The organism is Pseudomonadota bacterium (assembly GCA_026390555.1).
In the GTDB taxonomy this organism is placed as follows: Bacteria; Bdellovibrionota_C; UBA2361; order UBA2361; family OMII01; genus OMII01.
The window spans coordinates 37,440-62,246 of sequence record JAPLFS010000064.1; the positions used below are offsets into that span (position 1 = coordinate 37,440).

Annotated in this window: 27 protein-coding genes and 1 tRNA gene; 14 read left to right on the forward strand and 14 right to left on the reverse strand. The window is 51.9% G+C overall.

What is annotated here, in order from left to right:
• Positions 1-73 precede the first annotated feature (73 nt).
• Positions 74-829 carry a polyphenol oxidase family protein gene (locus NTV65_08710; protein MCX6115278.1) on the forward strand — a complete coding sequence of 252 codons (756 nt, stop codon included), beginning with the start codon at positions 74-76 and terminating at the stop codon, positions 827-829.
• Between the two features lie 143 nt (positions 830-972).
• Complete coding sequence (locus tag NTV65_08715; GenBank protein ID MCX6115279.1) at positions 973-1,203, forward strand: DUF465 domain-containing protein; 231 nt, start codon at positions 973-975, stop codon at positions 1,201-1,203.
• A 116-nt stretch (positions 1,204-1,319) separates the two neighbouring features.
• Here NTV65_08715 and NTV65_08720 read toward each other — a convergent pair whose 3' ends face one another.
• The 3 genes from NTV65_08720 to NTV65_08730 form a co-directional block, all read right to left on the reverse strand.
• Positions 1,320-1,607, reverse strand: a complete 288-nt coding sequence (locus NTV65_08720) for a hypothetical protein (protein MCX6115280.1) — start codon at positions 1,605-1,607, stop codon at positions 1,320-1,322.
• Positions 1,608-1,906: 299 nt separating this feature from the next.
• On the reverse strand, positions 1,907-2,947 hold the full coding sequence (locus NTV65_08725; protein MCX6115281.1) for a polyprenyl synthetase family protein: 1,041 nt from the start codon (positions 2,945-2,947) through the stop codon (positions 1,907-1,909).
• Between the two features lie 165 nt (positions 2,948-3,112).
• Positions 3,113-3,187: transfer RNA gene (locus NTV65_08730), tRNA-Glu, on the reverse strand.
• 191 nt (positions 3,188-3,378) lie between these two features.
• Here NTV65_08730 and queG point away from each other — a divergent pair.
• From queG to NTV65_08745, 3 genes are read left to right on the forward strand one after another with little or no spacing between them, the layout of a single operon-like run.
• Positions 3,379-4,557 carry a tRNA epoxyqueuosine(34) reductase QueG gene (gene queG / locus NTV65_08735; GenBank protein MCX6115282.1) on the forward strand — a complete coding sequence of 393 codons (1,179 nt, stop codon included), beginning with the start codon at positions 3,379-3,381 and terminating at the stop codon, positions 4,555-4,557.
• A 24-nt stretch (positions 4,558-4,581) separates the two neighbouring features.
• Positions 4,582-5,169 (forward strand): hypothetical protein, encoded by a 588-nt coding sequence (locus tag NTV65_08740; GenBank protein MCX6115283.1) that lies wholly within the window; start codon positions 4,582-4,584, stop codon positions 5,167-5,169.
• The gene (locus tag NTV65_08745) at positions 5,169-6,074 is read left to right on the forward strand and encodes an inositol monophosphatase family protein (protein MCX6115284.1); all 906 of its coding nucleotides are present in this window, start codon (positions 5,169-5,171) and stop codon (positions 6,072-6,074) included. Before NTV65_08740 ends, NTV65_08745 begins: the two co-directional genes overlap by 1 nt.
• A gap of 10 nt (positions 6,075-6,084) precedes the next feature.
• Here the strand turns inward: NTV65_08745 and NTV65_08750 are convergent, their stop codons facing one another.
• From NTV65_08750 to NTV65_08760, 3 genes are read right to left on the reverse strand one after another with little or no spacing between them, the layout of a single operon-like run.
• Positions 6,085-6,609 carry a hypothetical protein gene (locus tag NTV65_08750; protein MCX6115285.1) on the reverse strand — a complete coding sequence of 175 codons (525 nt, stop codon included), beginning with the start codon at positions 6,607-6,609 and terminating at the stop codon, positions 6,085-6,087.
• A gap of 52 nt (positions 6,610-6,661) precedes the next feature.
• Entirely contained in the window at positions 6,662-7,219 is a 558-nt protein-coding gene (locus tag NTV65_08755) for an SET domain-containing protein-lysine N-methyltransferase (protein MCX6115286.1), read from the reverse strand.
• Positions 7,198-8,328 carry an aminotransferase class I/II-fold pyridoxal phosphate-dependent enzyme gene (locus NTV65_08760; GenBank protein MCX6115287.1) on the reverse strand — a complete coding sequence of 377 codons (1,131 nt, stop codon included), beginning with the start codon at positions 8,326-8,328 and terminating at the stop codon, positions 7,198-7,200. The genes NTV65_08755 and NTV65_08760 overlap by 22 nt, the downstream gene beginning before the upstream one ends.
• Positions 8,329-8,451: 123 nt before the next feature.
• On the opposite strand from NTV65_08760, the gene NTV65_08765 reads away from it, so the two are divergent.
• The 6 genes from NTV65_08765 to NTV65_08790 all read left to right on the forward strand — a co-directional run bounded on the left by NTV65_08765 (position 8,452) and on the right by NTV65_08790 (position 14,155).
• On the forward strand, positions 8,452-9,699 hold the full coding sequence (locus NTV65_08765) for a PLP-dependent transferase (protein ID MCX6115288.1): 1,248 nt from the start codon (positions 8,452-8,454) through the stop codon (positions 9,697-9,699).
• A complete protein-coding gene (locus NTV65_08770; GenBank protein MCX6115289.1) occupies positions 9,696-11,138 on the forward strand; it encodes a hypothetical protein in 1,443 nt (480 codons plus the stop codon). Before NTV65_08765 ends, NTV65_08770 begins: the two co-directional genes overlap by 4 nt.
• The gene (locus NTV65_08775; GenBank protein MCX6115290.1) at positions 11,135-11,965 is read left to right on the forward strand and encodes an aspartyl/asparaginyl beta-hydroxylase domain-containing protein; all 831 of its coding nucleotides are present in this window, start codon (positions 11,135-11,137) and stop codon (positions 11,963-11,965) included. Before NTV65_08770 ends, NTV65_08775 begins: the two co-directional genes overlap by 4 nt.
• A gap of 36 nt (positions 11,966-12,001) precedes the next feature.
• The gene (locus NTV65_08780) at positions 12,002-12,424 is read left to right on the forward strand and encodes a hypothetical protein (GenBank protein MCX6115291.1); all 423 of its coding nucleotides are present in this window, start codon (positions 12,002-12,004) and stop codon (positions 12,422-12,424) included.
• Positions 12,425-12,876: 452 nt separating this feature from the next.
• A complete protein-coding gene (locus tag NTV65_08785; protein ID MCX6115292.1) occupies positions 12,877-13,791 on the forward strand; it encodes a Fic family protein in 915 nt (304 codons plus the stop codon).
• Between the two features lie 196 nt (positions 13,792-13,987).
• Positions 13,988-14,155, forward strand: a complete 168-nt coding sequence (locus NTV65_08790; GenBank protein MCX6115293.1) for a hypothetical protein — start codon at positions 13,988-13,990, stop codon at positions 14,153-14,155.
• Here the strand turns inward: NTV65_08790 and NTV65_08795 are convergent.
• Positions 14,147-15,049: a hypothetical protein gene (locus NTV65_08795; protein MCX6115294.1), complete on the reverse strand. Its 903-nt coding sequence runs from the start codon at positions 15,047-15,049 to the stop codon at positions 14,147-14,149. The genes NTV65_08790 and NTV65_08795 overlap by 9 nt on opposite strands.
• Before the next feature lie 209 nt (positions 15,050-15,258).
• On the reverse strand, positions 15,259-16,362 hold the full coding sequence (locus NTV65_08800) for a site-2 protease family protein (GenBank protein MCX6115295.1): 1,104 nt from the start codon (positions 16,360-16,362) through the stop codon (positions 15,259-15,261).
• A gap of 106 nt (positions 16,363-16,468) precedes the next feature.
• On the opposite strand from NTV65_08800, the gene NTV65_08805 reads away from it, so the two are divergent.
• From NTV65_08805 to NTV65_08815, 3 genes are all read left to right on the forward strand, one after another.
• Positions 16,469-17,749 (forward strand): nucleotide sugar dehydrogenase, encoded by a 1,281-nt coding sequence (locus NTV65_08805; GenBank protein MCX6115296.1) that lies wholly within the window; start codon positions 16,469-16,471, stop codon positions 17,747-17,749.
• A gap of 2 nt (positions 17,750-17,751) precedes the next feature.
• Positions 17,752-18,780, forward strand: a complete 1,029-nt coding sequence (locus tag NTV65_08810; GenBank protein MCX6115297.1) for an SDR family oxidoreductase — start codon at positions 17,752-17,754, stop codon at positions 18,778-18,780.
• Positions 18,781-18,954: 174 nt separating this feature from the next.
• The gene (locus tag NTV65_08815; GenBank protein ID MCX6115298.1) at positions 18,955-19,689 is read left to right on the forward strand and encodes a 4'-phosphopantetheinyl transferase superfamily protein; all 735 of its coding nucleotides are present in this window, start codon (positions 18,955-18,957) and stop codon (positions 19,687-19,689) included.
• 17 nt (positions 19,690-19,706) lie between these two features.
• Here NTV65_08815 and NTV65_08820 read toward each other — a convergent pair whose 3' ends face one another.
• The 6 genes from NTV65_08820 to gspF all read right to left on the reverse strand — a co-directional run bounded on the left by NTV65_08820 (position 19,707) and on the right by gspF (position 24,792).
• Positions 19,707-21,146: a class I adenylate-forming enzyme family protein gene (locus tag NTV65_08820; GenBank protein MCX6115299.1), complete on the reverse strand. Its 1,440-nt coding sequence runs from the start codon at positions 21,144-21,146 to the stop codon at positions 19,707-19,709.
• Positions 21,147-21,188: 42 nt separating this feature from the next.
• Positions 21,189-21,968 carry a prepilin-type N-terminal cleavage/methylation domain-containing protein gene (locus tag NTV65_08825; protein ID MCX6115300.1) on the reverse strand — a complete coding sequence of 260 codons (780 nt, stop codon included), beginning with the start codon at positions 21,966-21,968 and terminating at the stop codon, positions 21,189-21,191.
• The gene (locus NTV65_08830) at positions 21,968-22,429 is read right to left on the reverse strand and encodes a type II secretion system protein (GenBank protein ID MCX6115301.1); all 462 of its coding nucleotides are present in this window, start codon (positions 22,427-22,429) and stop codon (positions 21,968-21,970) included. The genes NTV65_08825 and NTV65_08830 overlap by 1 nt, the downstream gene beginning before the upstream one ends.
• On the reverse strand, positions 22,429-23,082 hold the full coding sequence (locus NTV65_08835) for a prepilin-type N-terminal cleavage/methylation domain-containing protein (protein ID MCX6115302.1): 654 nt from the start codon (positions 23,080-23,082) through the stop codon (positions 22,429-22,431). The genes NTV65_08830 and NTV65_08835 overlap by 1 nt, the downstream gene beginning before the upstream one ends.
• 2 nt (positions 23,083-23,084) lie before the next feature.
• Entirely contained in the window at positions 23,085-23,495 is a 411-nt protein-coding gene (locus tag NTV65_08840; GenBank protein ID MCX6115303.1) for a type II secretion system protein GspG, read from the reverse strand.
• 67 nt (positions 23,496-23,562) lie between these two features.
• Positions 23,563-24,792 carry a type II secretion system inner membrane protein GspF gene (gene gspF, locus NTV65_08845; protein ID MCX6115304.1) on the reverse strand — a complete coding sequence of 410 codons (1,230 nt, stop codon included), beginning with the start codon at positions 24,790-24,792 and terminating at the stop codon, positions 23,563-23,565.
• Between the last annotated feature and the right edge of the window lie 15 nt (positions 24,793-24,807).

Consider the following 24,807-nt stretch of genomic DNA (forward strand, 5'->3'; position numbering starts at 1 on the left):
ATCTTTGGATTAATGCTGGGGCTGTTGCTACACGCTCTGAGGACTACCGCAACCTGAAACTAGCTTTGTTTTTATGAACAACGATTTTGACCTGTTAGTTCACAACAGCGTAGAGCTACTAGTCTACCGGCCCTGGTGGGAACATGGAATCGTGCACGGCATGACAACGAGCGCCATTGCATTTCGCCCTGATGATCTGCACAGCTCGGCGCGGGTATTATGCAACGCCATCGGGGCCTCGGATCTGGTGCTGCCGGAGCAGTGCCACGGGGCGGAATTTATTGATCTGCGCGCTGCTGGCATCGTTGATAATCTTATTACGGAGCGTCATGGTGACCTGATAAAGTTTCACCCTGGTGATGCTGTGCTAGCCCCAACTCGGCAAGGGACCCTTAAACGGAGCCTCGTTTTCGGGGTTATGAGCGCCGATTGCGTGCCGATAATAGTGCGTGCAGAGCACGGTTGGGGGCTGATACACGCCGGTTGGCGGGGATTGGCGAACGGTATTATTAAGAGGGTTGCTGTGGCTCTAGGAGAGCCCCTAGAGGCTGTTGTAGGCCCCTCTGCTGGCCCGAAAGCCTACGAGGTGGGTACGAAGGTAGTCGAGGCTATCGGGGCATCGGCAGTCTTTGATAAGCTTCCTGGGCATTCCCATAAGGCGCTACTGGATACCGCTGCCACCGCCATCAGGCAGTTACATAACGCAAACTCCTCCATATCGGCCCATAACGCCTCGATCTGCACGATTAGTGACCCTCGCTTTCACTCCTTTCGTAGAGATGGTGCTAGCGCTGGACGGGGGATAACCTTTGTTCTGCCGGGTAGCTAGTTTAAGTTGTACGACCTTTATGACGATTTATGTATAGAGGGCGAGAAATGGTGGTAAGATAAAGGGGTCGCGACTTGCATCTAAAGGGATCGCCTAGATGCTTTGATCTATCTTGGGGCCGAACTTATTGATGAGGGATATAAATGGAGCATCGTGAGCGTGAGCTGATTGAAATGGGTCTACAGAGTAACTTTGAACTTCGTAAGCTGTATGAACAGCACCGAGATCTTGAGGAGCAGTTACATAAGCTTGCACGACGCCAGTTTTTAACCGCATCCGAGGAACAGGAGGAGCATAAACTTAAACATCTTAAGTTGCGGGGTGTTGAGAGGATGCTGCAGATGGTTGAGAGCTCAGAGAGCGCCGCAAGATAAAAAAAGAACGCCTAATCGTCTCTGTAATAAAAAGTGAAATGGGGCCCCTCGGGAGCCCCATTTCTATTTTATGTCCTCCAATTATGGAAGACTTTAGACAGGTTAAGGCCCTGTCTCTATGCTGCTCTGCGCCTCGTACGAATCTTCGTCTTAGCGTTCAGAATAGCGTAGCGCGTTTTATCGGGATCGAATTGAAAATAGCGACAGATAGAGTGAAATGAAAGGATGTAGTCCTCGTCTTGATCCATCAAGTAATCAAGCGCCTCTTGTCTGAGCTCTGGGCCCGAACTGAGGTCCTCGATAGTGCGAAGAATCATCGCTCTCATTAACTCACTTACCGCCGTATATCCGTTCCCGCCGAGATACGCGAGGTCCATTTCAGGTAACCGGTCAGAATTGCTCACTACAGACTCCGTGAAATTAAAAGCCACGTTTACTCATCTTGAAGTTGCTTGTTAATCTTACGAATATCTCCATTCAGCAGGCTGAATACAGAGCCGTAAAACTACATCACAAACTTACAAAACCTGAGAGCTAACAAAATTCAACCAGCCATCAGGGATTACTCCTCGACGACAAACTAAAGAGTGGTATGGTCCAAAGTGATGGGCGTGAGACTTATCACAAAAAGCCCTGATATATGGCGATTTAAGTGCTTGATTTCACTTGTAGAGGAGGGGGCTATTGGCGCTATACCGGCGAGCTACAGTACCCGTTCAAGCGCAAAGTCGATCACCGCAAAGAGCGCCTCTCCCGCTGGATTAAGGGCCCCGAGGTCGTTTCCGAGCGCCTCTGCTAGCGCTTTGCTAGCGCGCTCCGCGTGTGACTTAGCTAGATCCTTTGCCTGCTCAACTACAGAGCTAGAGCGTAATTCTACAAGGGATCTTTCGACCCATGCTTGCTCTTCCTCGCACGCAGTAGGGGGCTGTAATAAACGTTGTGCAGCCGTATCGCCGGAATCAAGCCAGAGCACATTTACAAGGGAGGGTTTGCGCTCCGCTAGATCGAGCCCAGGTTTTTTGCCGAGAGTTGCTTCATCTGAAATCACATCGAGGATATCATCGATAATTTGGAAGGCGATACCGAGCGACTCGCCGAAGGTCGACATGGCGCGCGTTGTTTGCTCTGGGGCATCAACTAGGTGTGCAGCGCAGTAGGTCGCGAGCCTAAAGAGTGAAGCGGTTTTGCGCTGCGCTATCGTCAGGCTTGAGCTAACCGTGTGGCGTTCCTTATAAAGCACCGATTCGAGCGCCTCGCCCTCAACCAGCTCTATGCAGGCCTGCTCTGTGGCGACTATTACCTCATCATCTAGCTTGGCGCACAGTCCAAAGGCGCGTGTAAGAAGAAAATCCCCGGAGAGTAAGGTCGCTGCGGTGCCGTACTTCGCGTACGGGGAAGGTCGATGTCGTCGAATAGGAGACTCGTCGATAATATCATCGTGCATCAGGGTCGCCATATGGATCAGCTCTATTCCGGCTGCTACCTCGGTAAGGTCCTGAGTGATACTCTCCGCTCCGAGCGCCTTAGCGCACAGGAGGGTCAGCAGAGGGCGAATGCGCTTACCACCAAGGGCCAATAAATACTCCGGTATCTCGCGCATGGCCGTTACGTCGGAGCGAAACGAGGCGCGGATTACCTGCTCCACCTGAACAAGCTCAGGAACCAACGTCAACGCATGTATAAAGCGCTCTTTGGCCGATGGTTGCTTGATCTCTCTGTTTGGGTGTCCCATGGTCTTTACCATTATTATCCTAGAGTTAAGCCTAGCATATTTAGAATTATGGAACCACGGAGAGTAATGGCCTGGTAGTTCAAAGCCCTGGGACCGCCGTTCTCCAGAACGGCTGGGTATAAATGCTGAGGCGGCTATCTTTTCATGGCCGGCCTAAAGTCCGGCGCGCAAAGAGAGTGTCCCCAACGGGATTCGAACCCGTGTCTTGACCGTGAAAGGGTCATGTCCTAGGCCAGGCTAGACGATAGGGACCTATATAGGTAGGGCATCTGCTGGAACTCTCAGATTGGGCCCCAAGATTGAGGCGCCAGGCTGAAATTATCAAAACAACGCAGATGCTTGCATAGGGGAGCTTTCGCGCCCCGAGAAAGCTCCCTACTGTTAGCTGAGTTAGGGGGGGCGGTCAACCCTCAGGTGGAGAAGATCTTGTTTTTGGAACTGCTATGCACGCTTTAGCTCTTGAAACCCTCAAATATCTAGCCGCGCAAGCTGGGCTCGCCGTGATCTCTATCGCGGAGCCCTCCGAGCTCCTACAGGATAGAGCCTTTCTGGAGGAGTGGCAGGCAGCGGGCTACGCCGCAGAGATGAACTACATGCAGCGCTCATCCGAGCTGCTCTCCTCCCCAGCGCGCTTGCTTGAAGGGGTACGGAGCATCGTCGTGATCGGTGCCTACTACGATCAAACTCCCCGTAGGCCACTTAGCACCGGATACGGGCGCGTTGCACGCTACGCCTGGGGTAGAGATTACCACAAGGTTCTGCGTAAGCGCCTTGAGCAACTGGTAGAGCTGGTCAAGGGAGAGCTTAGGGGTGAGATTTCGTACAGGCTTTTCTCAGATTCGGTACCGTTACTTGAACGAGCTCTGGCGCGTAGATCTGGGCTCGGATTCATAGGAAAGAACACGATGATGATCGTGCCGGGCAGGGGTAGCTTTCTCTTTCTGGGAGAGATCTTGTGGGATGTTGAGATTGATCTGGGCAAAGTAGCGCCAATCGAGAGTGTCGCGCACTGTGGTAGCTGCACACGCTGCCTCTCGAAATGTCCAACACAGGCCTTTGTTAAGGAGCGTGTACTCGACGCGGGGCGTTGTATCTCGTACCTCACGATTGAGAAGCGCGGCGCCCTGTCCCTTCAGGAGCGTGAGTGGCTCGGGGAGTGGATCTTTGGGTGTGATATCTGTCAGGAGGTCTGTCCATTTAACTTTGTGGCGCTTAAAAAGCGCTCCGTAGCGGATCTGCCGGAGCTTGGAGCACAGGCCGGGGCAGGGGAGGCGCTTGCAATTGAGGAGCTACTCTCAATTCGTTCAGACCCAGCCTTTATAGCCCGTTTCGGTGGTACGGCGATTATGCGTGCCAAACGCGAAGGGCTGCTCAGAAATGCAGCAGTTGTGGCAGCCAATACCGGTGCGCTAAAACTTGTGCCGCTACTTAACGGGGTTAGTATCTGCGATCAATCGCCAGTAGTAAGACAGCACGCCCTGTGGGCCTACGCAAAGCTTGGAACATTAGAGGGCTCCGTAGGGGCAGCGAGGGTAGCGCAACGCCTCTCGCGGGCTCGCCAGGACCCCGATCTAGCCGTTCGTCAGGAGGCCGAAAGCTTGCTGATACGGTTGCCAAAGTAGGCTTTAGGAGGGACACTGCTAAGTATGAAAAGAATCGTCAGCTCCTTATTATTCACCCTCCTTTTAACTGTGTCTGCCTGCGCCCCTAATTTTGGTGTTCGGCTAAGCGTCCCAAGTCTCCCCGATCCACAGAGCTTCGTGGCCGCTCCGGTAGAGGGGGAGTCGGTGCGGGTTAAGGTTGGCTCGTTTGTAGATGCTCGCCCATCGATGACTATCCTGGTGGTTGATGGTCGTGATGTAGTTTCAGAGGGAGCACTTGGATCCGTAGTGCAGGATGGATTCCAGCGCTACTTCAGAGAGGCTGGCGCGCGGGTAACACTTATAAACGCCCCCTTAATTGAGGGTGAGATCACCAACTGGAGCGCCAAGGTAACGCCTGGTTTTCCAAGCTCTGATGCTGTAGCAAGTGCGCGCATTAAGGTAACGATTAAGGATTCGGAGTTACATCTGCTCTACCGGGCCAATTTTTCAGGTGAGGCTACGATCTCTCATCCCCTTCTGGATGAAGAGAAGGTTCAGGAGCTGCTGGCGCGCGCCATGGGTGGCGCGATCGAAGCTGCCATAAAGGATGAGAGCTTAATAGCGCAGCTCTCACGGGGGCGAGTAGAGTAGTGAATCGATCTGGGTCGGATGACGACGGTGCCTACACTGCGCAGTTTCTGACAGTTATACGAGCGACGGTGCGGCGCGTGCTGCCAGCAATTATGGAGGCCCACAATGCTCCGGCTCATAATGCACCAGCCCGCCAAGCGAAGATTAAGAGTGATGGCAGCTTCGTTACTGATACCGATCAAGCCGTTGAAGCGGAGTTTCTGGCGGCGTTACGCATAGCTTTACCAGGGTTGCCAGTACTGGCGGAGGAGTCAATTGAGGAGAACGTGCGTGCTTTTAAGGGAGCCGCCAGCGATTTTTACGCCCCGTTTATGGCCTCCCCCTACCAGATAGTTATTGACCCTATCGATGGAACTAAGAACTTCGTTGAGGGACAAAATGAATTCTGTATCGCAGCCGCACTTACTAGGCGGCATGCGGAGGGGGTCTGGCCGATTGCCGGTGTGGTCGCTATTCCAACCGAGGACCGTATGTATTGGTCGAATGAGAAGGCGGCGTTTTCTGAAACGATCAGCTCCGGTATTATAGAGCCGCTAACTCGTAGCGAGAGCATTAATGCACCGGTTTCGGTTAGCTCAACTGACCGCAGGTGGCTTGAACGCGAAAAGTTAGCGTTGCGAGGGGAATGGATCTCAAGCGGCTCAAGTGTACACGATATGATCGGAACTGTTTCAGGTCGGTTGCGCGCATCACTGATCGGTACGCAACGGCTCTGGGATATCGCGGCACCACTCGCAATCGCCGCGCGATTAAATCTAGTGCTGCGTGATGCTATCTCAGGTGAAGAGATCCGTTCGATACGGGCAGAGGACCTGAGCTCAGAGCTTCACAGGCGCCCTTGGGGACTAGATAGGCATTGGATCTTGATGGCCCCGACTACGGAGCTTTCTGATATATTTGGATAATTGGTCAAAATTATTTTTGCGGCCCGGTTTTTTCCTTCGCCTTCGCAGCGTCCTCTTCCTCTTGCGCGGTAAGTTGTCGAGCTATGCGATCAAGCATGGCGTCAAAGAGTAGCGAGTCTCGGTCGCGGTAGTTATTGAGCACCGCAAGTGCCTTGGCCAGTTGCCCATGCTCCGCATACCACCTGCCAACAGCTCTATATCGATCTGAGATAAGTCCCGCTTCAACTTTGTGCTGCTCCGCTTCCTGATAAATTTCAAGAGCTGCTGCAGGCTCTCCCCTTCCGAGCTGCACATCTCCGATCAGTAGTAGATAAAAGTATGGGTTCTCCCATTCCTGGCGCTCCTCGATAGCGAGGCGCTCCTCCATATGCGCACGATATATGACGATCGCCTCGTCGTAGCGCTCCTGACGGGTAAGCTCTTCTGCCTGCCGGAGCTGTTCGGAGCCTGAGTAGAGGTTAAAGCACCCTGAACTAAGAACGAGCGTAAGAGCCAGTAAGCGAAAGACTAGAGTTGCGAATGCATAACGAAACATCGCCAAAGTATACTGGCTTGAGAGCTTGCTGTCGATCCTTGAGTGTGGCGACTTAGCTCGGTTTTTGCAGGGCTCTAATCTTGCGCATGATAAAGGGCGAGAAGTGAGGGGAGTAGCGCTGCTGAAGCTCAGGCTTCATCCAGTCTAGGCCTGTAATTTTACCTCTGCAGGTAGTAGCTCCACATGAGCAGTCGAGCTTGTACGGGGCGCGATTTGAGGTATCAATGGTCATTGCATAGTCGGTACAGAGCTCCTCTCCAGCAGCGATATATCTCAACGCAACGAATTCGATCTGGCCATCGGGCCCTATGTTAGGAGAGCAGCTATGATTGAAGTATACAACAACATCTGAAACCTCGGCCTCTGATAGCGGCACAAGAAAGAGATCGTCCGAGACCTGCATCGAGAAATCACCGATGGTGCGATCGACCCACTGGGCTATGCTGGTAGGAACTAGGTGCCCCCCTTTAATAAACACCATCTCCCCTTGAAATATGGGTTCCTTGGCGTAAATCGCCGTGCCACGTGCAGGGGTGGTGCGGAGCTCAACCTTTTCTGATCGTATCGATCTTGGGCCGCGCCAGGCAGCTATTGAATCGGAGTCACGCATCTGCTCTCTTCTCCTTCGATGCGAGTTGCGCCCGTGATAGAAGCGCTAGAGTGCGGGGCTGATTTAACAACTCGGTGAGCTACTGCAGAGATTATGGCAGCAGCTCGCGCTATATCGTTATCGGTAATGCCGTGGTGGGTAACGGCGCGCACAACATCACCGGTCCATGGGAATAACAGTACACCCTCGCGCGCACACTCACGGGCGAACTGCGCAGCCGTAATCTGATCATGGCGCAGGTTAAAGTATACCATATTTGTTTCTGGATCGGGGGTTGAAACGTGCAGTAAGGGACTGTGGCCTAAGAGGAGCGCTAGGCGCCTGGCGTTCGAGTGGTCCTCTGCCAGCCGACTGATGTTATGCTCTAGGGCGTAGAGAGCCCCCGCAGCCATAATGCCGGATTGGTGCAGGGCACCCCCGTACCACTTTCTAAAGCGCTTGGCCTCTCTAATCTGCTCTGCAGATCCAAGCAGTGCTGCTCCGAACGGCGCACCGAGCCCTTTGGCGAAGCATATCGAGATCGTATCGCAGCATTCTCCGTAGGCATGAAACGGTTGCCCCTCTGCAATGGCTGCATTAAAGATGCGCGCTCCATCGATATGCAGATGGTAACCTGAAGTGCGCGCAAACGAGGAGATCTCACGCAAACGGGGCAGGGGGAATACCACGCCGCCACACCCGGAGATCGAGTTCTCAAGCCAGATTAACCGCACCTGCGCGTAGTTTCCTCCACGCGGCTTAGTAGCGATCTGTCGTTCCAGTGTCTCAATGTCTAAGATTCCGCGTGGAGAGCTGCAGGTGTTTAGCATAACTCCAGCCAGATCGGAGCTCTGAGCGCTTTCAAAGTATGCGATATGGTAGGCTGCATCGGTCAAAACCTCATCACCTGGGCGCGTATGAATACGCAACGCCACCTGGTTGCTCATGGTTCCGGTCGGCATAAATAAAGCCGATTCCTTGCCGAATAGATCCGCCACAACCCGTTCAAGCTTTTGAACTGTGGAGTCCTCCCCGTAGCAATCATCGCCCACGACGGCGTTGGCCATAGCCCGGCGCATCTCTATCGAGGGGGTGGTTAGGGTGTCGCTTCTAAGGTCAATTGGCTTCATGGGTTTTAAAACAAAAGGCGCCCGATGCATTGTATAGCTAAGTCTAGTTTGGTATACCAAGTTAGCCCTTGCAATGCAAGTGGCGGCGTTGGTTATTCAACGTTAATATTGCCAAATCGTTATATGTCTGATTTTAATGTCATTATAGAGCAACGGTCCAAGCACAGGGTGGCTGCAGAGCGCATCCGTGGTAACTGGCAGTCCCCCGTTATAATGGGAGCCGGGACGGTCAATACCGAAGCCGACCCGGAATTCTGCCGCCAGTTTGAGGTGGACTATAAACGTACGATTCATGCTAGCGGCGCCGCTTATGAAGAGCGCTTTATGGCGCAGTATCTAGACGGAGTTTCTAGCACACATGGGGCCCTGCTCTGCTCATCCGGAATGAGCGCGCTGCTTACCTGCCTCGTCTTCTCAAAAACTCGTATAGATTCTAAGCGGCCAGTGCTAGCTGATAACGGGCTCTATCACGAGACTAAGTTCTTACTTACAGCGCTCTTCGAAGCAGAGCGCGTAGTATACGTTGATTTAGCCTGCCCAGAGGCGCTGATAGAGGCGCTAGAGAGGCATCAACCGGCAGTAGTTATCCTTGAACCCCAAAGAAATACGGCAGGAATGGAGGTGCTCGATTGTGCCTTAGTGTTTCGTGAGATCGAGCGTAGGTCGAGCTCATCTATGCTTATCATCGATGACTCCTCGACCTTCTCAGCTCCAGAGCTAGTGGAGCTTGCTGCGCAGTATGGTCTTACAGAGCAGCTCCTAATAGCGGCAAGCCTTCTTAAGCTGCATCAGTATGGACTCGATCTTGTAGCGTCGGGCATTATCGTTGCTGCGCGCAAACAGATCTCGGAGTTCGGATGTCTAACAACATGCAGGACTCATTTTGGGACTAATATTAGTGAAGATGCAGCGGTAATGCTCCCCGAGCCGAATGCGCAGCTATTTAGCGATCGTATGGCTGTTATTACCCGTAATAGCGCGCAGATGTCGCTAGATATGGCCAAGATCATTGATGATAAAGCCACGGTTATGAGCCCTTGGTGCAACGATGATGCGGTTATACTTGCGCCGTCATCATTCTCGCCATTTTTCTCCCTAAGCGTTGCTGGATGGAATAACGACCGTTACCGCAGCTTTATAGCACGGGCGATAGAGCTGGCTGAGGAGCAGGGGGTATTGCTGCATGCCGGAACATCTTTTGGGTTCGATATCACCAGGATCTATCTGATTGAATCAAAGCTTGAGTGGCTTACGCCGTTTCTCAGGATCTCGCCCGGTATGGAGGAGCCGGAGATGACTGAACGCTTGGCAACACTATTATCCTTAGCGCTGTGTGGTGAGCTGTGTGCAGAAAAGGTAGCTACGGAATGAGTATAGCTCATAAGGCCCATAGCGTTAGGCATCCGGTCTCTCCAGCACTTAAGGGGATCGTGCATCCCTGGGTTACAGGGTGTCTGGCTAAGCCAGTGCTGCTGCACGAACTGATAGCAAGGTATGGCTCCCCAGTGCACGTTATGCGCCCCGACCTGTTAGCTCAGAACATAGAGAGATTTCAGGCAACACTAGGCGCTCTAACGGTAAGGCATCAACTTTTTTACACCCGTAAGGCTAATAAGTGCGCGGCCCTGGTGCGTGCAGCTATTGGGGCCGGTATAGGTATTGATGTTTCGAGTAAAGATGAGCTGGTTTCATCCCTTGCACTCGGTTGCGCGCCGCAATCTATCGTAGTGACGGCGGCAGCGAAACCGGCGCAGCTATTAGAGCAGATTACCCAGCATGCTCCCGTAGTGGTGCTAGATAACGCTAGCGAGATTCCGCTGCTTAAAGAGGCCGCAGCGCTGCGCGGGGCTCCTCTGGATATTCTTATTCGTGTTTGTGATTTTCCTGCTAGTGAATCACCCTGGCCAAGCCGCTTCGGAGTTCCGGCAGGGCAGGTGTCAGAACTGCTAAGTGGTTGGAGATCGAATGCAGCAGCGCTTAATCTGCGTGGGTTTCACTTTCACCTCGATGGGTATTCAATCGCCGAACGGGGTGCGGCGCTGCAGTACTGTATAAAATTGATCGATCAGGCGCGCTCGCTTGGGCTAGAGCCAGATACGATCGATGCTGGTGGTGGAATTATGGTGCGCTACCTTGCACGCGAGGAGCAGCTAGGGAACTTTATCGAGGCGCTCAAAACTTCACTCTCAGTAGAGCAAGCTCCCATTACATTTAGGGGGGATGCTTTAGGGCTAACGGTCGATAACGGAATGGTCTCTGGAGCACCACGACTCTATCCATTCGCTACCCCTGTTGCAATGGAGAGCTGCATTGAGGAGATCCTTGGTTGGTGCCCATTAGGGAGCAGCGTTACGGTTGCGGAGGCCTTAATCAAGCGCGACATTAAGGTCTGTTTTGAACTCGGCCGAGCATTGCTTGACCAGGTCGGTATAACGGTGGCCCGGATTGATGCAGTAAAGCGTTTGAGTGACGGCGATATCGCGCTAACCCTAGAGATGAATCAAACTAACAACCGCGCAGTAAGTGCTGATTTTTGCGTTGATCCATATTTTATCACAGCTATTGCCGATGATGGGCAAAGCAGCGGGGCGTTCCTGTTCGGCGATACCTGCATGGAGAGCGATCTTATACTAAAGCGACGGGTCAGGATCCCTGCAACGATTGCGCGCGGGGACCTGTGCGTATTTTTCAATACCGCTGGATATCATATGCACCTTTTCGAGAATGCAGGACACCGCAACACGTTGCCCTATAACATCATCATGAATCCAGATATGACTTGTACCCAGGAACAGGAGTGTCACCAATGATAGCAAAAAACGATATATCTCAGCTTACAAAGGTATCTGAAGGTGTGCGCCAGGAGCTGGCTGCAGAGCTTAGAGCTGCCGATGTTAATTGGAAGCAAGCTTACGGGGAGTATCAGTCCGGGGGGTGGTATGTGGCTCCCTTAGCGAACTCGCAGGGCTCAGAAGATCAGCTTAAGCTCGACGCAGGAGCCCCATGCGCAACGCCGCTGCTTGGCCGCATGCCATCCGTACAGAGGTTCTTGGATTCAACGGAGCTAGACTACAGGCTCGTACGGCTCGCCCGTATAGCTCCGGGAGCGTTTATGCATGAGCATAACGACGAGGTTGGTATCCAACAGGAGCGACTACGGTTACATCTACCGATTACTACGCAGCCAGACGCGGTGCTTAGCTTTGATGGTGTAAATGTACATGCAGCAGAGGGTTATCTGTGGAAGCTTGACCATGAGAGGGTTGCGCATGCGGCAGCAAATTTCGGAAAGACCGGTCGGGTTCATCTGATCGTGGATTGTTTGGTAAACGATCGGCTCAGGGAGCTTGTCGCCGGGGAAGCACTTGATCAGAGCCTTGTACTTCCTAAACCGATCCTGAGTGTTGCGTTCAAGCGTGAGCTGATGGCCTGTTCCATTGAGTTACTACATGCAGGTCAGCAGCAAAAAGCGGAAGATAGGTTGCTAGCAACTTTCTCACGCTTTGATCTGCAGGGCGGCTCATCTTATGATCTGCTGATCGAGATGTACGAAAGCCTGCCGCACTATACGGAACGACTTGAGTACTGGCGCGAGCGGCTTAAAGAGGTGCGCGGCAGAACGGAACGGTTACAGTAAGGTTACCGGTAAAGTTGCGAGCCACTCAGCATACTCTTGCGAGCCACTCAGCATACTCCCGCGACGAGAGCTTTAGTCCGCTCGGCTGAGTACGCCACCGTTTATGAAACCACACCCAACTCCTCAAGACGACGAGGCGAGCGGGCTAAACTTGCGGCTCGTTCCGCAAAGGAAAAAGAGAGCGAACCAGAGAGCAACTATAGCGACTACCGGAGTGAGTTCCGTAAGAGTGCTTGGGCTGCCTGCATTAAGCGCATCTATGAGATAGATCCACTTGAGTGCCCCAAGTGCAAGGCGCAGATGAGGATTATCGCCTTTATTCAAGATGAGCACTCAATCAAAGATATTATGAGGGCAGAGGGTCTCCCAGACTTCAGAGCACCGCCAGCTATCCCAAAGTTCATAGATATCTCGCAGGATACCTATGAGCTTTCCTCTAGTGACTCTTTCGAGCCATAACCTGATGACTCATTTGATGACGGGGTGGGGGACGTATAGCTGCCATGCTATTTTTCGCTACTTAGCTTGTCCCCTCGTGTTCTTCTGGTAGGTCAAAAACGGTAATCTGTTGACGATAAACAACTTTTCTACAACTTTCGGCCATACCAAGGGCCCTGTAAGGGTCCTGTTGCAATGTCGAGACCGCAGATCAGCTACTTGCGGAAAATGAATTGATTTTCCTATCCGTCATGGACTCCTTGCCGACGGCTATTGGAGAGAGGGCATATTTACCAGGTTCGCCGAAATTGACCTGGATGCCCTTACTCAAGCCTTTGGGGAAAGAGTGCTCGCACAGCTCCACAAAAGGGAGCTCCTCACTGACGATTTAGAAATGCCCTGAAATCTCAGGAATGACGTAATTTGTTGATTGCACCTTGTATCGGATAGGTATAAAATAGAGCCTATCCGATATGAGTGCTGAAATACTAAAAAGAATTGAAAGTAAGAAAAATAAGCTTCTGGCCTTACGCCCCTTGCCCCAAGCTGCTCTAAAACGACTCAAGTCTGAATTGTCCATCGAATGGACCTACAACTCCAACGCCATAGAGGGAAATACTCTCACTCTTCAAGAGACCAAGATGGTTCTGGAGCAAGGCATAACCATCAAGGGGAAAAATCTTTGCGAGCACTTCGAGGCAAAAAATCATGAGCAGGCAATCTACTTTGTCGAAACACTAGCAAAGCCCAAGTACTCACTCACGGAGAAAGATGTATTCAATATTCATAGTTTGGTGCTACAGAATATAGAGTCTGAATTTGCTGGACGGTATCGAAATGGGCAGGTTCGTATTCTAGGGGCAAACTTTGTGCCGCCTAACTACTTAAAAGTTAGCGGGCTCATGACGGAGCTAATAGATTTTGTAAATGGCAACAGGGACAAGCTCAATATTGTAGAACTAATTGCCAAATTCCATCATAAATTTGTTTGGATTCATCCATTTTTTGATGGCAATGGGCGAACCGCACGTCTGCTGATGAACCTTCTCTTTATGAAATATGGATATCCACCCGCCATCATTCTTAAAAACAACAGGAAGCAGTATTATCGCTCTTTGAATCTAGCTAACAACGGCAGCTTTGATCCGTTCATTCTATTAGTTGCACAAGCATTAGAACGCACCTTAGATCTTTACCTGGAAAGCTGTGGCGCATTGGGGCACGATGAATATGTTCTTCTATCGACTCTTGCAAAGAAGTTCCCATACTCTCAGGAGTATCTAAGCCTGTTGGCGCGGCAGGGGAAGATTGATGCCCACAAGAAAGCCAGAAATTGGCTGGCCACTGAGAAATCAGTCAAAGAATATTTGAAGAAACTTGAAAGATAGGATTTTCAAAATGGGGTGTAGTATCTGAAGTAGCTTAAGATACTGAAATATCGTAGTATTCCTCCTTAAAGTATCCAAATTGCATCCAGTATTTCCAGGTTATGTGCCCATGAAACGATTCGAGTTTAAACAAGGCAGCTCTTCCAACATATCCTCCCGTTATAATTGCAGGTAAACGCTAACGACTATAAAAATCTTGCGCTATGACGCCGTTGAGTGGACGCTTACCGTTGATCTGCAGGGCGGCTCATCCTATGACCTGCTGATCGAGATGTACGAAAGCCTGCCGCACTATACGGAACGACTTGAGTACTGGCGCGAGCGGCTTAAAGAGGTGCGCGGCAGAACGGAACGGTTACAGTAAGGTTACCGGTAAAGTTGCGAGCCACTCAGCATACTCCTGACTAGGAAAGCGACGGATGAGGGTCTCAAGGCGTCTGTTGTATTCACTTAGGAGCTGCTCCGCAGAGCTCGAGCTATCTAATTCCTCGATAAAGATCTCAAAACGAAAACATGAGGTACGAAAGATAAAGGCTGAGACAAAGCGCGCGTTAAATTTCTGGCCTAGCCCAATTAGCGCCGAGGGTGTTTGAGCCGGCGTGCCAAAGAAGGGTACAGAGATGCTATCGACCCGTGTATCCTGATCCAGTAGTGCGGCGATCACTCGGCGCTCCTTCAGGCAGGCCAATAGACGTTTTAGCCCCGAACGGTCGGAGCGCCAGACCGTTTCTATACCGTACGCTTCACGCAGGGCACGAAGCACCACCTGGCCAGTAGGGCTGCGCGCTTCACGTCCTATAGTTGTTAAGGCAACCCCACGCGAAATGCCGTACGCAGCCAGGAGATCCCAGTTACCGGTATGAGCGGTCAGAGTAACAAGGGGGCGGTCCTCTGCTAACCAAGTTGTGACGCGCTCCCAGTCCGCGCACTTAATATTAGGATATCCAGTACGGAGTAGGGGCTTAAGGTTAAGGCTCTCAAGCATCGTTCTGCCTGTATTGGCGAAGATACGGGGAAGTAGAGCCGTGGCGTTGTGAGCAGGCAGAAAGGCTCTCAGCTGCAGCGCTGCAAAGCGGCGGTCACGGCTCGGGATAAGCCCAAAGAGATAGCCTAGGCAGGCCCCGAGGACGCTACGAAGGCTAAGGGGCAGCAGCCCTATAACCCTGAGTAGGGCCAGTAACGCGCGACCGCTAAACGGATCTGTTTGTGCTAGCACCCGTTCCGGCGCGTGTTTACTCTGTTCGTAACTATTCAGCATATTCCAGAGATATTCGCATACGGTAATGACACTCAATAGCCCCTAAGGGGCCGATTTGCTCCGCAAATCGGGGGGGTGAAAACATTAACTGGTCACAAAATCTGCCGTCCCCGATCAGGGGACGACCAATAGAATTACCTATGAAACTTCGCCGTAATCTAAGTAGCTTGAATCGCGACATTAAACTACTGTGACCAGTTTGCTCTGTTCTAAAGGGGCGTCGACCATTGTGCGTCATCATCCTTTGGTAGCGTATTACGGATTCCTTGCAGTAGAAGGAAGTCCGAGACCCGATCGTTTACGAGTAGTCCAGCAAAGACCCCCTCACGTGTTACGACTATAACCGAGCTGCCGGTCTCCTCAAGTATCGCAATCGCATCTGAGAGTGGAGCAACGGCCTCTACGCTTGGAATTGAGCGGGTGACGATAGCTGAAACGTATTCATCGGGCTTGGTGGCGGCGTGGTCCAGAATATCATCTCGAAATAGGATTCCGACCAGTTCATCTCCGTTCATAATCGGATAGAGCGGCTCAAGTGAGGTCAGCGCTATACGGAGCGCCTTTGAGATAGTTGTGCCGTGTGGGAGTGACTCCAAACGGGCCTGTGGAACCATCACATCGGCTGCGGTAAAGGCCACCGCGATGGTGCGACCCTCGGCCCGTACGTGCTCCTGTACCGCTCCGACAAAGATGATAAAGGCAACTACAAAGAGTAGCGGTTGCGCGATCTGAAAGGCAACGATAGCAAGGATTAGGCAGATAAACTTACTGATACGGGCAGCTACCATAGTCGGCTGGCTGACATTAATAAGCGCTAAGATAGCGCGCAGCACCCGGCCACCATCCATCGGGAGAGCCGGCAGGAGATTAAAGAGAGCCAAGCCGATATTGGTTAGAAAGAGCCGTTCGCGAAAGCCGAGCGCCACATCCTTGATAGCGTCAGCTTGCGGCAGCTCAATAAATGGATAGAGGGCGGCAGCGATAACGACGTTAACTAACGGTCCGGCTATGGCGATGGCAAGCTCTGCGCGTGCCGTTGGTTGAGCGAGGATCGCAGCGATCCCACCGAATGGATAAAGGGTAATATCCCTTGTTTTAATTCCAAAGCGTTTAGCAACTAGGCAGTGCCCAAGCTCGTGCGCTAGCACGCATCCGAATACAGCTCCGATAAAGAGCGCCTCTCTAATGGGATCGAGCACCCCACTGGCGAATATAAGCCAGGCAAATAGAACCAGAAATGTAACGTGGACCCGAATGGCTATGCCAGCTACTGAGCCTACTTCGAGCGCCCACCCCGAGCGATTTTGATTCACTTGCCACCCCTATATGCTGGATTCTACACTAAAATCGGGCTAAATAATACCGTATAGCAGGGCGTACAACCGATTGGAGTTGCATTGTTCTAAGGATTCGAAGCATATGAGCAAACAGAGAGTTGGTATTGTAGGACTTGGTTACGTTGGATTGCCGGTGACGCTCGCCTTGGGGCGCGCCTTTCCCGGTACAGTCGGCTTCGATATCAATCAATTAAAGGTTAACCAACTGCTAGCAGGGAAGGACCCAACCTCAGAGGGGTTGGAGACTGAGATCCGCGCCTCAACTGTAGTTTTTACTACCGACCCAACTAAGCTCTCCGAATGTGATCTGATTATCGTTGCGGTGCCGACACCTATCGACGAGAACCGACAACCGGATCTCTCGGCGCTGATTAGCGCCAGTATTACCGTGGGCAGAAACCTTAAGCGCGGAGCGGTGGTAGTATATGAGTCAACCGTATACCCAGGTGTAACGGAGGAGATCTGTGGTCCGGTGCTCGAACGGGAATCTGGGCTAAAGCGCGGCGTAGATCTCTTTCTCGGTTACTCACCCGAGCGCATTAATCCGGGAGATAAGGAGCACACCCTTGAGCGTATCGTTAAGGTAATAGCCGGAGAGGATGAGAAAACTACGGAATACATCGCGCAGGTTTATGGAGCCGTAGTTAAAGCGGGATTGCACCGCGCTACTTCAATTCGTGTAGCAGAGGCGGCCAAGGTTATCGAAAACACTCAGCGCGATCTTAATATCGCCCTTATGAACGAACTGGCGTTGATCTTTGATCGCATGGGGATCTGCACACAGGAGGTGCTCGAAGCGGCCGGCACAAAGTGGAACTTTCTTAAATTCTCGCCAGGTCTTGTGGGGGGACACTGTATCGGGGTCGATCCGTATTATCTGACGGCTAAGGCGCAGCAGTTGGGATATAATCCGCAGGTTATCCTTGCAGGACGACGCATCAACGACGAGATGGGACGCTTCATCGCACAGAGAACAGTAAAGCTTATGACCAACGCCGGAATTGCTTTAAAGGGAGCCAGGGTCGGCATCGTCGGAGTGACCTTTAAGGAGAACGTAACCGATACCCGTAATAGTCGTGTGCCAGACATCGCATATGAGCTAGCAGAGTTCGGGATTGAGCCGATCCTTTATGATCCGTTGGCAGATGGGGAGGTTTTTCGTGAGGAGTACGACCTTGAACTCTCTCCACGCAGCGCCCTGCAGGGGGTGCAGGGCCTGGTACTCGCCGTTGGGCACAATGAGATTACTAAGTCACTTAGCTCATTAGTGGAGCTTGTTGCTCCTGGCGGAGTCTTAGTCGACATTAAATCTCTAATGCGGCATGAATCTATTCCCGCACATCTTTCCTACTGGAGCCTGTAATTATGAACGTAGCTTGCACGGCTAATCGAGTGTGGCTTGTAACTGGAGCTGCTGGATTTATCGGGTCGCACCTGACTGAGCGCTTACTGAGCATGGGGCAAAGAGTAGTTGCGATCGACAACCTCTCTACCGGCAAGCGAGATAATATTGAGAAGGTGCGGGCCTTGGTTGGAGAGCAGCGATCAGAGTTGCTGACCTTTCTAGAGCAGGATATCTGTGATCGCGCAGGGCTACTGGCGCTGGTCGCACAGTATAAGCCGGAGGTTGTCTTGCACCAGGCGGCGCTCGGATCTGTACCGCGCTCTATCGCCGATCCTTTGGCCTCACATCAGGCCAACGTAGATGGATTCGTTAATATGCTAGAAGCGGCCCGTCTTAACGGCGTTAAACGTTTTGTGTATGCATCCTCAAGCGCCGTCTACGGGGATATTAAGGATGGAGTAAAGGTGGAGGCATCCATTGGGAACTGCCTCTCGCCCTACGCCGTAACCAAGCGCGCTAATGAGCTCTACGCCCAGGTGTACGGGAGATCTTACAGTATGGAGACGGTTGGGCTGCGCTACTTTAACGTCTTCGGCCCAAGGCAGGATCCTAACGGTCAGTACGCTGCGGTTATTCCGCGTTGGCTGGCAGCTATGTCGAGGCGTGAGCCGGTAACTATCTTCGGTGATGGAACGACCTCACGTGATTTCTGTTATATAGACAATATAGTGCAGGCGAATCTCCTTGCGGCATCGGTATCGGAGCAGAGCGAGGTAATTAACGGGGTAGTTAATATCGCATGCGGAGCAACTACATCCTTAAGGCAGCTTGAGGAGTTGTTACGAGAGGAGATCGCAAAGCTTCAAGGAATTAATCCCGCAGACATTCCAGGTGCCATAATGGAGCCCTTCCGCCAGGGTGATATTAAAAGTTCCCTGGCTAATATCTCGCTTGCTGAGCAAGCGCTTGGTTACCATCCAACGCACTCGGTTAGGGACGGAATAAGGGAGTTGGTGAGGGTCGAGGGGGGCGCTATCTGCCTTAATTAATGCCAGTCAATCGCAGTAATATTAGATAGTTAGCTACTGTTCGCATACTCTCCCTTTTGCATAACTCCCAGTTCTTTGATACGATCAGTTAGACGTTTTGGACTCAAAGCGTTGACTTATTTTCTTTTGGTTACGACCACGTTCCTTAAGGGCTTTTTTCCTAGAGGGTAATTTGTGAACGGTACTACTGGTACTTTAAAGAAACCGCTTGAATCATCTGACGATAAGATTGCGGCAATCTCTCCATTTAATAATCCTACAGTTGCTTTTGCGCTCGTATCGGAGGGTGATATCGAGGGCTTTACCCTGCATCCCCTTGAGGAGCAGGCCCTTGGGGAGGCCGTTTCTCAGAAACGGAGAAAAGATTTTAGAATCGGCCGAGCTGCTGCGCGCAGCGCTCTTGATATGGTGGGCTTTCCGGTCGTATCGCCCGTCCTGCGCGGCGAGCACCGTGAGCCGCTCTGGCCGGTCGGTGTAGTTGGATCGATCTCTCATAGTGGTGGTTACGGCGTTGCAGTAGCCGCATGGCAGCAGGACGTTCCAGCGCTAGGGGTCGATATTCAGAGCGTTGAGGAGCGTTATACGGATGAGCTTATTGCGCGCTTCGCCGATCCAGATGAGTTTGATTGGGTGCGCTCAGATCCCGCGCTTAAGACCGAACGAGCGGTACGGCTTTTTTCAGCTAAGGAGAGCATCTTTAAGGCGCTCTATCCGTTGCGGCGAGTTTGGTTCGCATTTGATGTTGCACACCTTATTCCTAAAGATGATGGGATTGGATTTTCAGCAGAGGTTCGTTTGCCAGCTCTCTCAAGCGGGGTAATCCACATGGATGTTGGTATCTCGTTGTACGATGGGCACGTAATATCTGGGGCCTGGTTGTCAAAGCCTATTCCGCTTTCACCCAAATAAACCCTAGGGCGCTGACCTTAGGCAGCCCTAAGGATCTTACCGCTAGCGGTCATCTGAATAGCAGATACAAGTTGTATCTGAGTTGGAATCTTGTACGTAGAGAGCCGTTCAGATGAATAGGTTCTTAGAGCACTAATATCTAGTTTTATACCGGATTGAGGTACGACCTCTGCAATAACCCTCTCGCCAGTTTCGGGACGCTCTACTCCGTATACGCGCGATGCCTGCACACCCGGAAATGAGTTAAGCACCCCCTCAATCTCCTCTGGAAATACCTTATGTCCCGCAACGTTGATAACTGACTTCTCTCGGCCGCAAACTGAGATCCTTCCCTGGTAATCCTGAATTGCAAGATCCCCCGTAATAAACCAGCCGTTTACTAGCACATCGCTTACTGGGCGATACGGTGCGAGATATGCATCGAACATCCCTGGGCCACGCACAGCTAGGCTTCCAAGGTGATTGGGAGGTAGCTCACAGCCAGTATCATCTAGGATCGCAACCTCGTACTGGGGCAGAGCCGAGCCGATCTTAGTGCTATCCGAATTATGGCTAGTAGAGCCCGACTGAGCTGTGCCAATTGGGAGTCCTATCTCTATCAATCCATATAGCTGACAAACTTTGTGGTTAAAGCGCCGCTCGAACCTTTCTGCGTGTTCAGGATGGAGCCCCGAGGAGGTTGAGATGATGCGGGTCGTGCTTGGAAATGAGAGTGAGCTTTCATCGCTAGCGAGCTCCTGAATAAGTGTGGGTGAGGCATAGAGTAGATCGGCCTGGTGCTGCTCGGCGCTCTCTAAGATGGCGCTAGGTGAATCATCATTCGGAAGAACAACCGTTATTCCGTAGCGCACATAGGTTAGGATCGAGACTATAAAGTGGTACGCCATCGGAAGCACCCACAGCACCTTATCCCCGGCGTTTAACTGCTGTCCCGCTCTGGCAGCTTCGGAGCGTTCAAAAACTGAAGCGTGCGAGAGAACTACCCCCTTTGATGTTCCGGTCGTTCCGGAGGTAAACCGTATTACGGCGGCATTTGGCACACCACACGCTACCCGTAGTTGCTGCTCTTTTGGGCGCATGGCGATCTGAAAGCGACCCTCTGATCGCAGCTGCACATTTTTAAGCGTATGTTGCAGGGAGCCGTCATGCAGGATGCCGGCCATTGGAACTAGTTCAAGGATTCTGCACAGCTCCTGCTCCTTAAGGTTATGCGAAATAGGCATAACAACTGCACCACAGGCGAGTCCTGCAAAAAGCCCCACGATAAAATCTGGGCCGTTCTGAGCTATCAGGCCAAGCCCCATGCCGGGGCGTATTCCAGCCTTAAAGAGCGCGGCTTTTAGTAGCTCCGCTTGAAAGTGCAGCTCTTCAAAGGAGAGCCTGCCAGAAGGCGAAATAATGGCAGGCGAGGTAGGCCATAGATCAGCCGCGCGTGTAAGGAATGAAAAGGCGTTCATGGTGCATGTACTATAACTTTGAGCTGCTGAAAGTTAAAGGCCTTAAGGGGTTTGCTTCTCCGATCTGATCGAAACCGCCGAGGTATAGCTCTCTAAGTTTCCCTCCGGAGTACGAAGATTTATCTTAAACTGCACGATAGCTGGTGGACTAACCGTTTTGCCCTCGCTCCACTCGGCGCTCCACTCCTCGGTCTTTTTATCGAAATATTGGAACTCAAGTGAGACAAGGTTCTTGGTGATCGGAAAATGAATAGCGTTAGCACAGGCACGCTGCACGTTTTTCCCGTATGGGACTTCATCTCGCACCAGGAGGAGGGTTGGATTTTTCTCACCTTTTTGATCCGGATCAGGTTCAACCCTGTAGGTAATCTGAACTACTCCGGAGTGCGTGCCGCCGTCTGGAATATACTGCCCACCCTCTTTAGCGAGAAAGGTCAGGCTAGCGCCACCGCCCTGAGCACCTCCGGCGGAGCCCTGCTCGCCCTTAAACACCTGCCGTACAGCAGCTCCTGCTCCCGACCCGCCTGGCGGTTGTGTTGAGAGCGCACCTGCCGAATCACACGCGGGTAAAAGACCCCCATCGATAGTTGCAAGCTGCAGCTCACGCGAGATGCGGGTCAGTACGGAGTTGGCGATAAACATGCCCTCACGTTTATCGTCTATCGCCGTTTTTGCCTGAACGATCCCAACCAGGATGCGATAGTTAAGTGACATCATAATGGCCAAGATACTAATGGCCAAGATAACCTCAAGTAACGTAAGGCCTGACTGGCTAGAGGAGCGCGGGCGCTTTCTTATAGGTTGTTCGGGTAAATAAGACACTAGGCGTCCTCTTTTGGGCCGCTTGCCATAAGATAATCGATCTTAAAGGAGTCCTGAGGGGAGTCACTCCAGGAGATCGTCAGGATAACCTTACGCATCGCCGGATTTTCGATATTTTCAAGGGGCAGATCCCAATCAACGAACTGTAGTGAGATGCGTAGATTATCTAGTTCTTGCTGATCATCCGCGGCGCTTGGCGCAGGAGCCCCAAGCGTTTGCAATACAGCAGATAGCGGTTCGTTATTCTGATCGCTTATCTGGAGCTTGTCAGCATTTGCTTCAATGGAGGCCATAATACGACGCGCGGCGAGCATGGCCTGTTGTGCACTACGATCGCGCAAGGTGCGTTGAACAGCGGCGCTCTGCAGCCCAATCAGGAGCCCCGCTGCGATAGCCAGCAACGAGAGCGCGATGATTATCTCTACAAAGGTAAAGCCCCGCTGGTGGTTCCCTCGCCGCACTAGTTTTTCTCCTTCTTTCCAAGGGTGTACTGAAACTCCTTATATTCTGGAAACACCTCAGCCAGTCCGGTCCAGGGATTAATAAGGATCGTAAATGGCTGACCCTCACTCATGCGCAGATGAATAACGCCGAACTCCGAGGCTCCGCGCGGAGAGAAGAGCAGGAATGGATTGTCGTGTTTCTCATCCTTAATAGCTTTGCCACGTGGAGTAACTATATCTTCAAAGTACATCTGCCCAGGTAATTGAATCAGCTCAGCTAATGATGGAAAAGATGGGGGTGGGATCATGGTTGAGTCGCTATTTATACTTGGACTCAAGATTGAAGCGAGCTCAAGCGCCAGGGGAGGGAGGTTCTGGCCGCTAGCGCTCGGAGAGATCAGATCGTCCGGGCGCAGCACCCCGATTCTATACGCACGTTTCTCTAGGTCAAACTCCATACGGTAAAAGGATTGATCCATGACCGCCTGATTGTTGAGAAATACGATAGTATCGGTCAACTTGCGAAAGGCTGAACGTTCGCGCCAGAAATCAATTACGCCGAGACGCATCGACACCAGGCCCAGAGCAAGCCCCATAATGACGATAACCATTATCAGCTCCGCTAACGTAAAGCCGCTCTGACTCTTTCTATCTCTGGTATACCTAGCCATTACTATGGGCCGGTGACGAGGATATCCGCATCGGCTCCCGCGCCACCATCACGTCCATCAGCTCCAAGTGATTTGAGCTCATAGGATCTGCCGTTATCAAGGACGCGGTACTGAATCGGGTTTCCCCATGCGTCGTTGTTATCCGTAGTCTCGGCCGCTTTAAGATCGGCTGGCAGGGAGTTGTTCTTCATCTGGAATATGAAGATCGGCCCCTTTAAACTGGTTAGTATGGTCTTGGAGAGCCCGGCCTTAGCCTGTTGTCCAGTAGAGAAGATGCTTTTAAAGAGAAATCCCATCACGACCGAGAGGATTACCAATACAATGATGATCTCTATTAAGGTTAAGCCGCGCTCGAATCTAGATCGATCTTTACGCTGCTCTGCCTTGTTGGAGGGTGATAGTGATTTATTCATAATATAGATCTTTCCCATGATACGGAGGGTAGCGCAACTGATAAAACCCTGCTTTATGGGTAGCCCATTAACTCGGCCCAACCATCTGCATTAACTTGGTCATCGGCAGTAGAATAGCTATTACTATAGAGAATACGACCCCACCGAGAACTATGATCATAACCGGTTCAATTAGGGAGGTTAATCCTGAGATGGCTGAGTTTACCTCACCTGAGAAGGTTTTACTGGCCTTACTAAGCATGCTCTCTAATTTGCCGCTCTGCTCTCCGATCGCCACCATTTGCGAGAGTAGGCTAGGAAAGTAGCCGCTCTTTGAGAGCTCCTTGGCTAGGCTACGCCCCTCGCGCACCCCGTCGCGAGCATCCTCCAAAGCGCGTCGCATATGGACGTTCCCGACGATGTTCTTAACGATATCGAGCGCGGTCAGAAGCTCTACACCACCGCTGAGAAGCGTGCCGAGGGTCGAAGCTATCCTAGCCGTAGCGATCTTCTTATACATGCTTGCATAGAGGGGCAGGGTCAGGGCAAGCCGATCTACGGTTGCACGACCCGCATCAGAGCTATAGTAGCGTTTGATAGTGGTGCTGATAGTGAAGATAGCAGCCAGGATCAGCCACCAGTATCCCGTTATAAAGTGCGAGAGCCCCATAACAGCGCGCGTTGGTAAGGGCAGCTCAATTTTCTGCTTAACAAAGATCTCAACGATTCCCGGCACAACAAAGGTCACCAGTCCGATAACCACAAGTGTACAGAAGGCAAACATCAGGGTCGGATAGGTAAGGGCAGAAAATATCTTTCTCCGTAGTTCGATCTGCGCCTCATAGTATTCAGAGAGGTTCTCGAGCACCGTATCGAGCGTTCCAGAGGCCTCGCCCGAGGTCACCATATTAATATAGAGACGGGGAAAAACCTTCTGGTAAGAGCCGAGCGCCTTGGCGAGCGAGGAGCCCTGCTCAACGCGCTCCTTAATGTCAACGATGATGCGCTTTAAGACGGAGGATTCAACCTGGTCTGAGAGCGCAAGCAGCGCCCCTACAAGGGGTAATCCGGCGTTTAACAGGGTGGCGAGCAGACGGGTGGCTAGCGTCAGCTCTTTAAGCGACACACGATCGCCCTTTAGGAATCGTTTAACGTCCTGAGTTTTGTTCTTCGCGGCCTCCAGTCCTTCCTTAATCTCGGTTGGAAAGACGTTCTGTCCACGTAACTTTTGGCGCGCAGTGCGAATGCTATCGGCCTCAAGTGTGCCCTTGACTTTTTTACCTGATGAGTTGAGCGCTACGTATTCAAATACCGGCATGCTGTGAGCCTATTA

Coding starts and splice junctions, on each gene's coding strand:
- NTV65_08710 (MCX6115278.1), top strand. CDS start 74: ATGAACAACGATTTTGACCTGTTAGTTCACAACAGCGTAGAGCTACTA.
- NTV65_08715 (MCX6115279.1), top strand. CDS start 973: ATGGAGCATCGTGAGCGTGAGCTGATTGAAATGGGTCTACAGAGTAAC.
- NTV65_08725 (MCX6115281.1), bottom strand. CDS start 2,947: ATGGTAAAGACCATGGGACACCCAAACAGAGAGATCAAGCAACCATCG.
- queG (MCX6115282.1), top strand. CDS start 3,379: ATGCACGCTTTAGCTCTTGAAACCCTCAAATATCTAGCCGCGCAAGCT.
- NTV65_08740 (MCX6115283.1), top strand. CDS start 4,582: ATGAAAAGAATCGTCAGCTCCTTATTATTCACCCTCCTTTTAACTGTG.
- NTV65_08750 (MCX6115285.1), bottom strand. CDS start 6,609: ATGTTTCGTTATGCATTCGCAACTCTAGTCTTTCGCTTACTGGCTCTT.
- NTV65_08755 (MCX6115286.1), bottom strand. CDS start 7,219: ATGCGTGACTCCGATTCAATAGCTGCCTGGCGCGGCCCAAGATCGATA.
- NTV65_08760 (MCX6115287.1), bottom strand. CDS start 8,328: ATGAAGCCAATTGACCTTAGAAGCGACACCCTAACCACCCCCTCGATA.
- NTV65_08765 (MCX6115288.1), top strand. CDS start 8,452: ATGTCTGATTTTAATGTCATTATAGAGCAACGGTCCAAGCACAGGGTG.
- NTV65_08770 (MCX6115289.1), top strand. CDS start 9,696: ATGAGTATAGCTCATAAGGCCCATAGCGTTAGGCATCCGGTCTCTCCA.
- NTV65_08775 (MCX6115290.1), top strand. CDS start 11,135: ATGATAGCAAAAAACGATATATCTCAGCTTACAAAGGTATCTGAAGGT.
- NTV65_08785 (MCX6115292.1), top strand. CDS start 12,877: ATGAGTGCTGAAATACTAAAAAGAATTGAAAGTAAGAAAAATAAGCTT.
- NTV65_08795 (MCX6115294.1), bottom strand. CDS start 15,049: ATGCTGAATAGTTACGAACAGAGTAAACACGCGCCGGAACGGGTGCTA.
- NTV65_08805 (MCX6115296.1), top strand. CDS start 16,469: ATGAGCAAACAGAGAGTTGGTATTGTAGGACTTGGTTACGTTGGATTG.
- NTV65_08810 (MCX6115297.1), top strand. CDS start 17,752: ATGAACGTAGCTTGCACGGCTAATCGAGTGTGGCTTGTAACTGGAGCT.
- NTV65_08820 (MCX6115299.1), bottom strand. CDS start 21,146: ATGAACGCCTTTTCATTCCTTACACGCGCGGCTGATCTATGGCCTACC.
- NTV65_08835 (MCX6115302.1), bottom strand. CDS start 23,082: ATGGCTAGGTATACCAGAGATAGAAAGAGTCAGAGCGGCTTTACGTTA.
- NTV65_08840 (MCX6115303.1), bottom strand. CDS start 23,495: ATGAATAAATCACTATCACCCTCCAACAAGGCAGAGCAGCGTAAAGAT.
- gspF (MCX6115304.1), bottom strand. CDS start 24,792: ATGCCGGTATTTGAATACGTAGCGCTCAACTCATCAGGTAAAAAAGTC.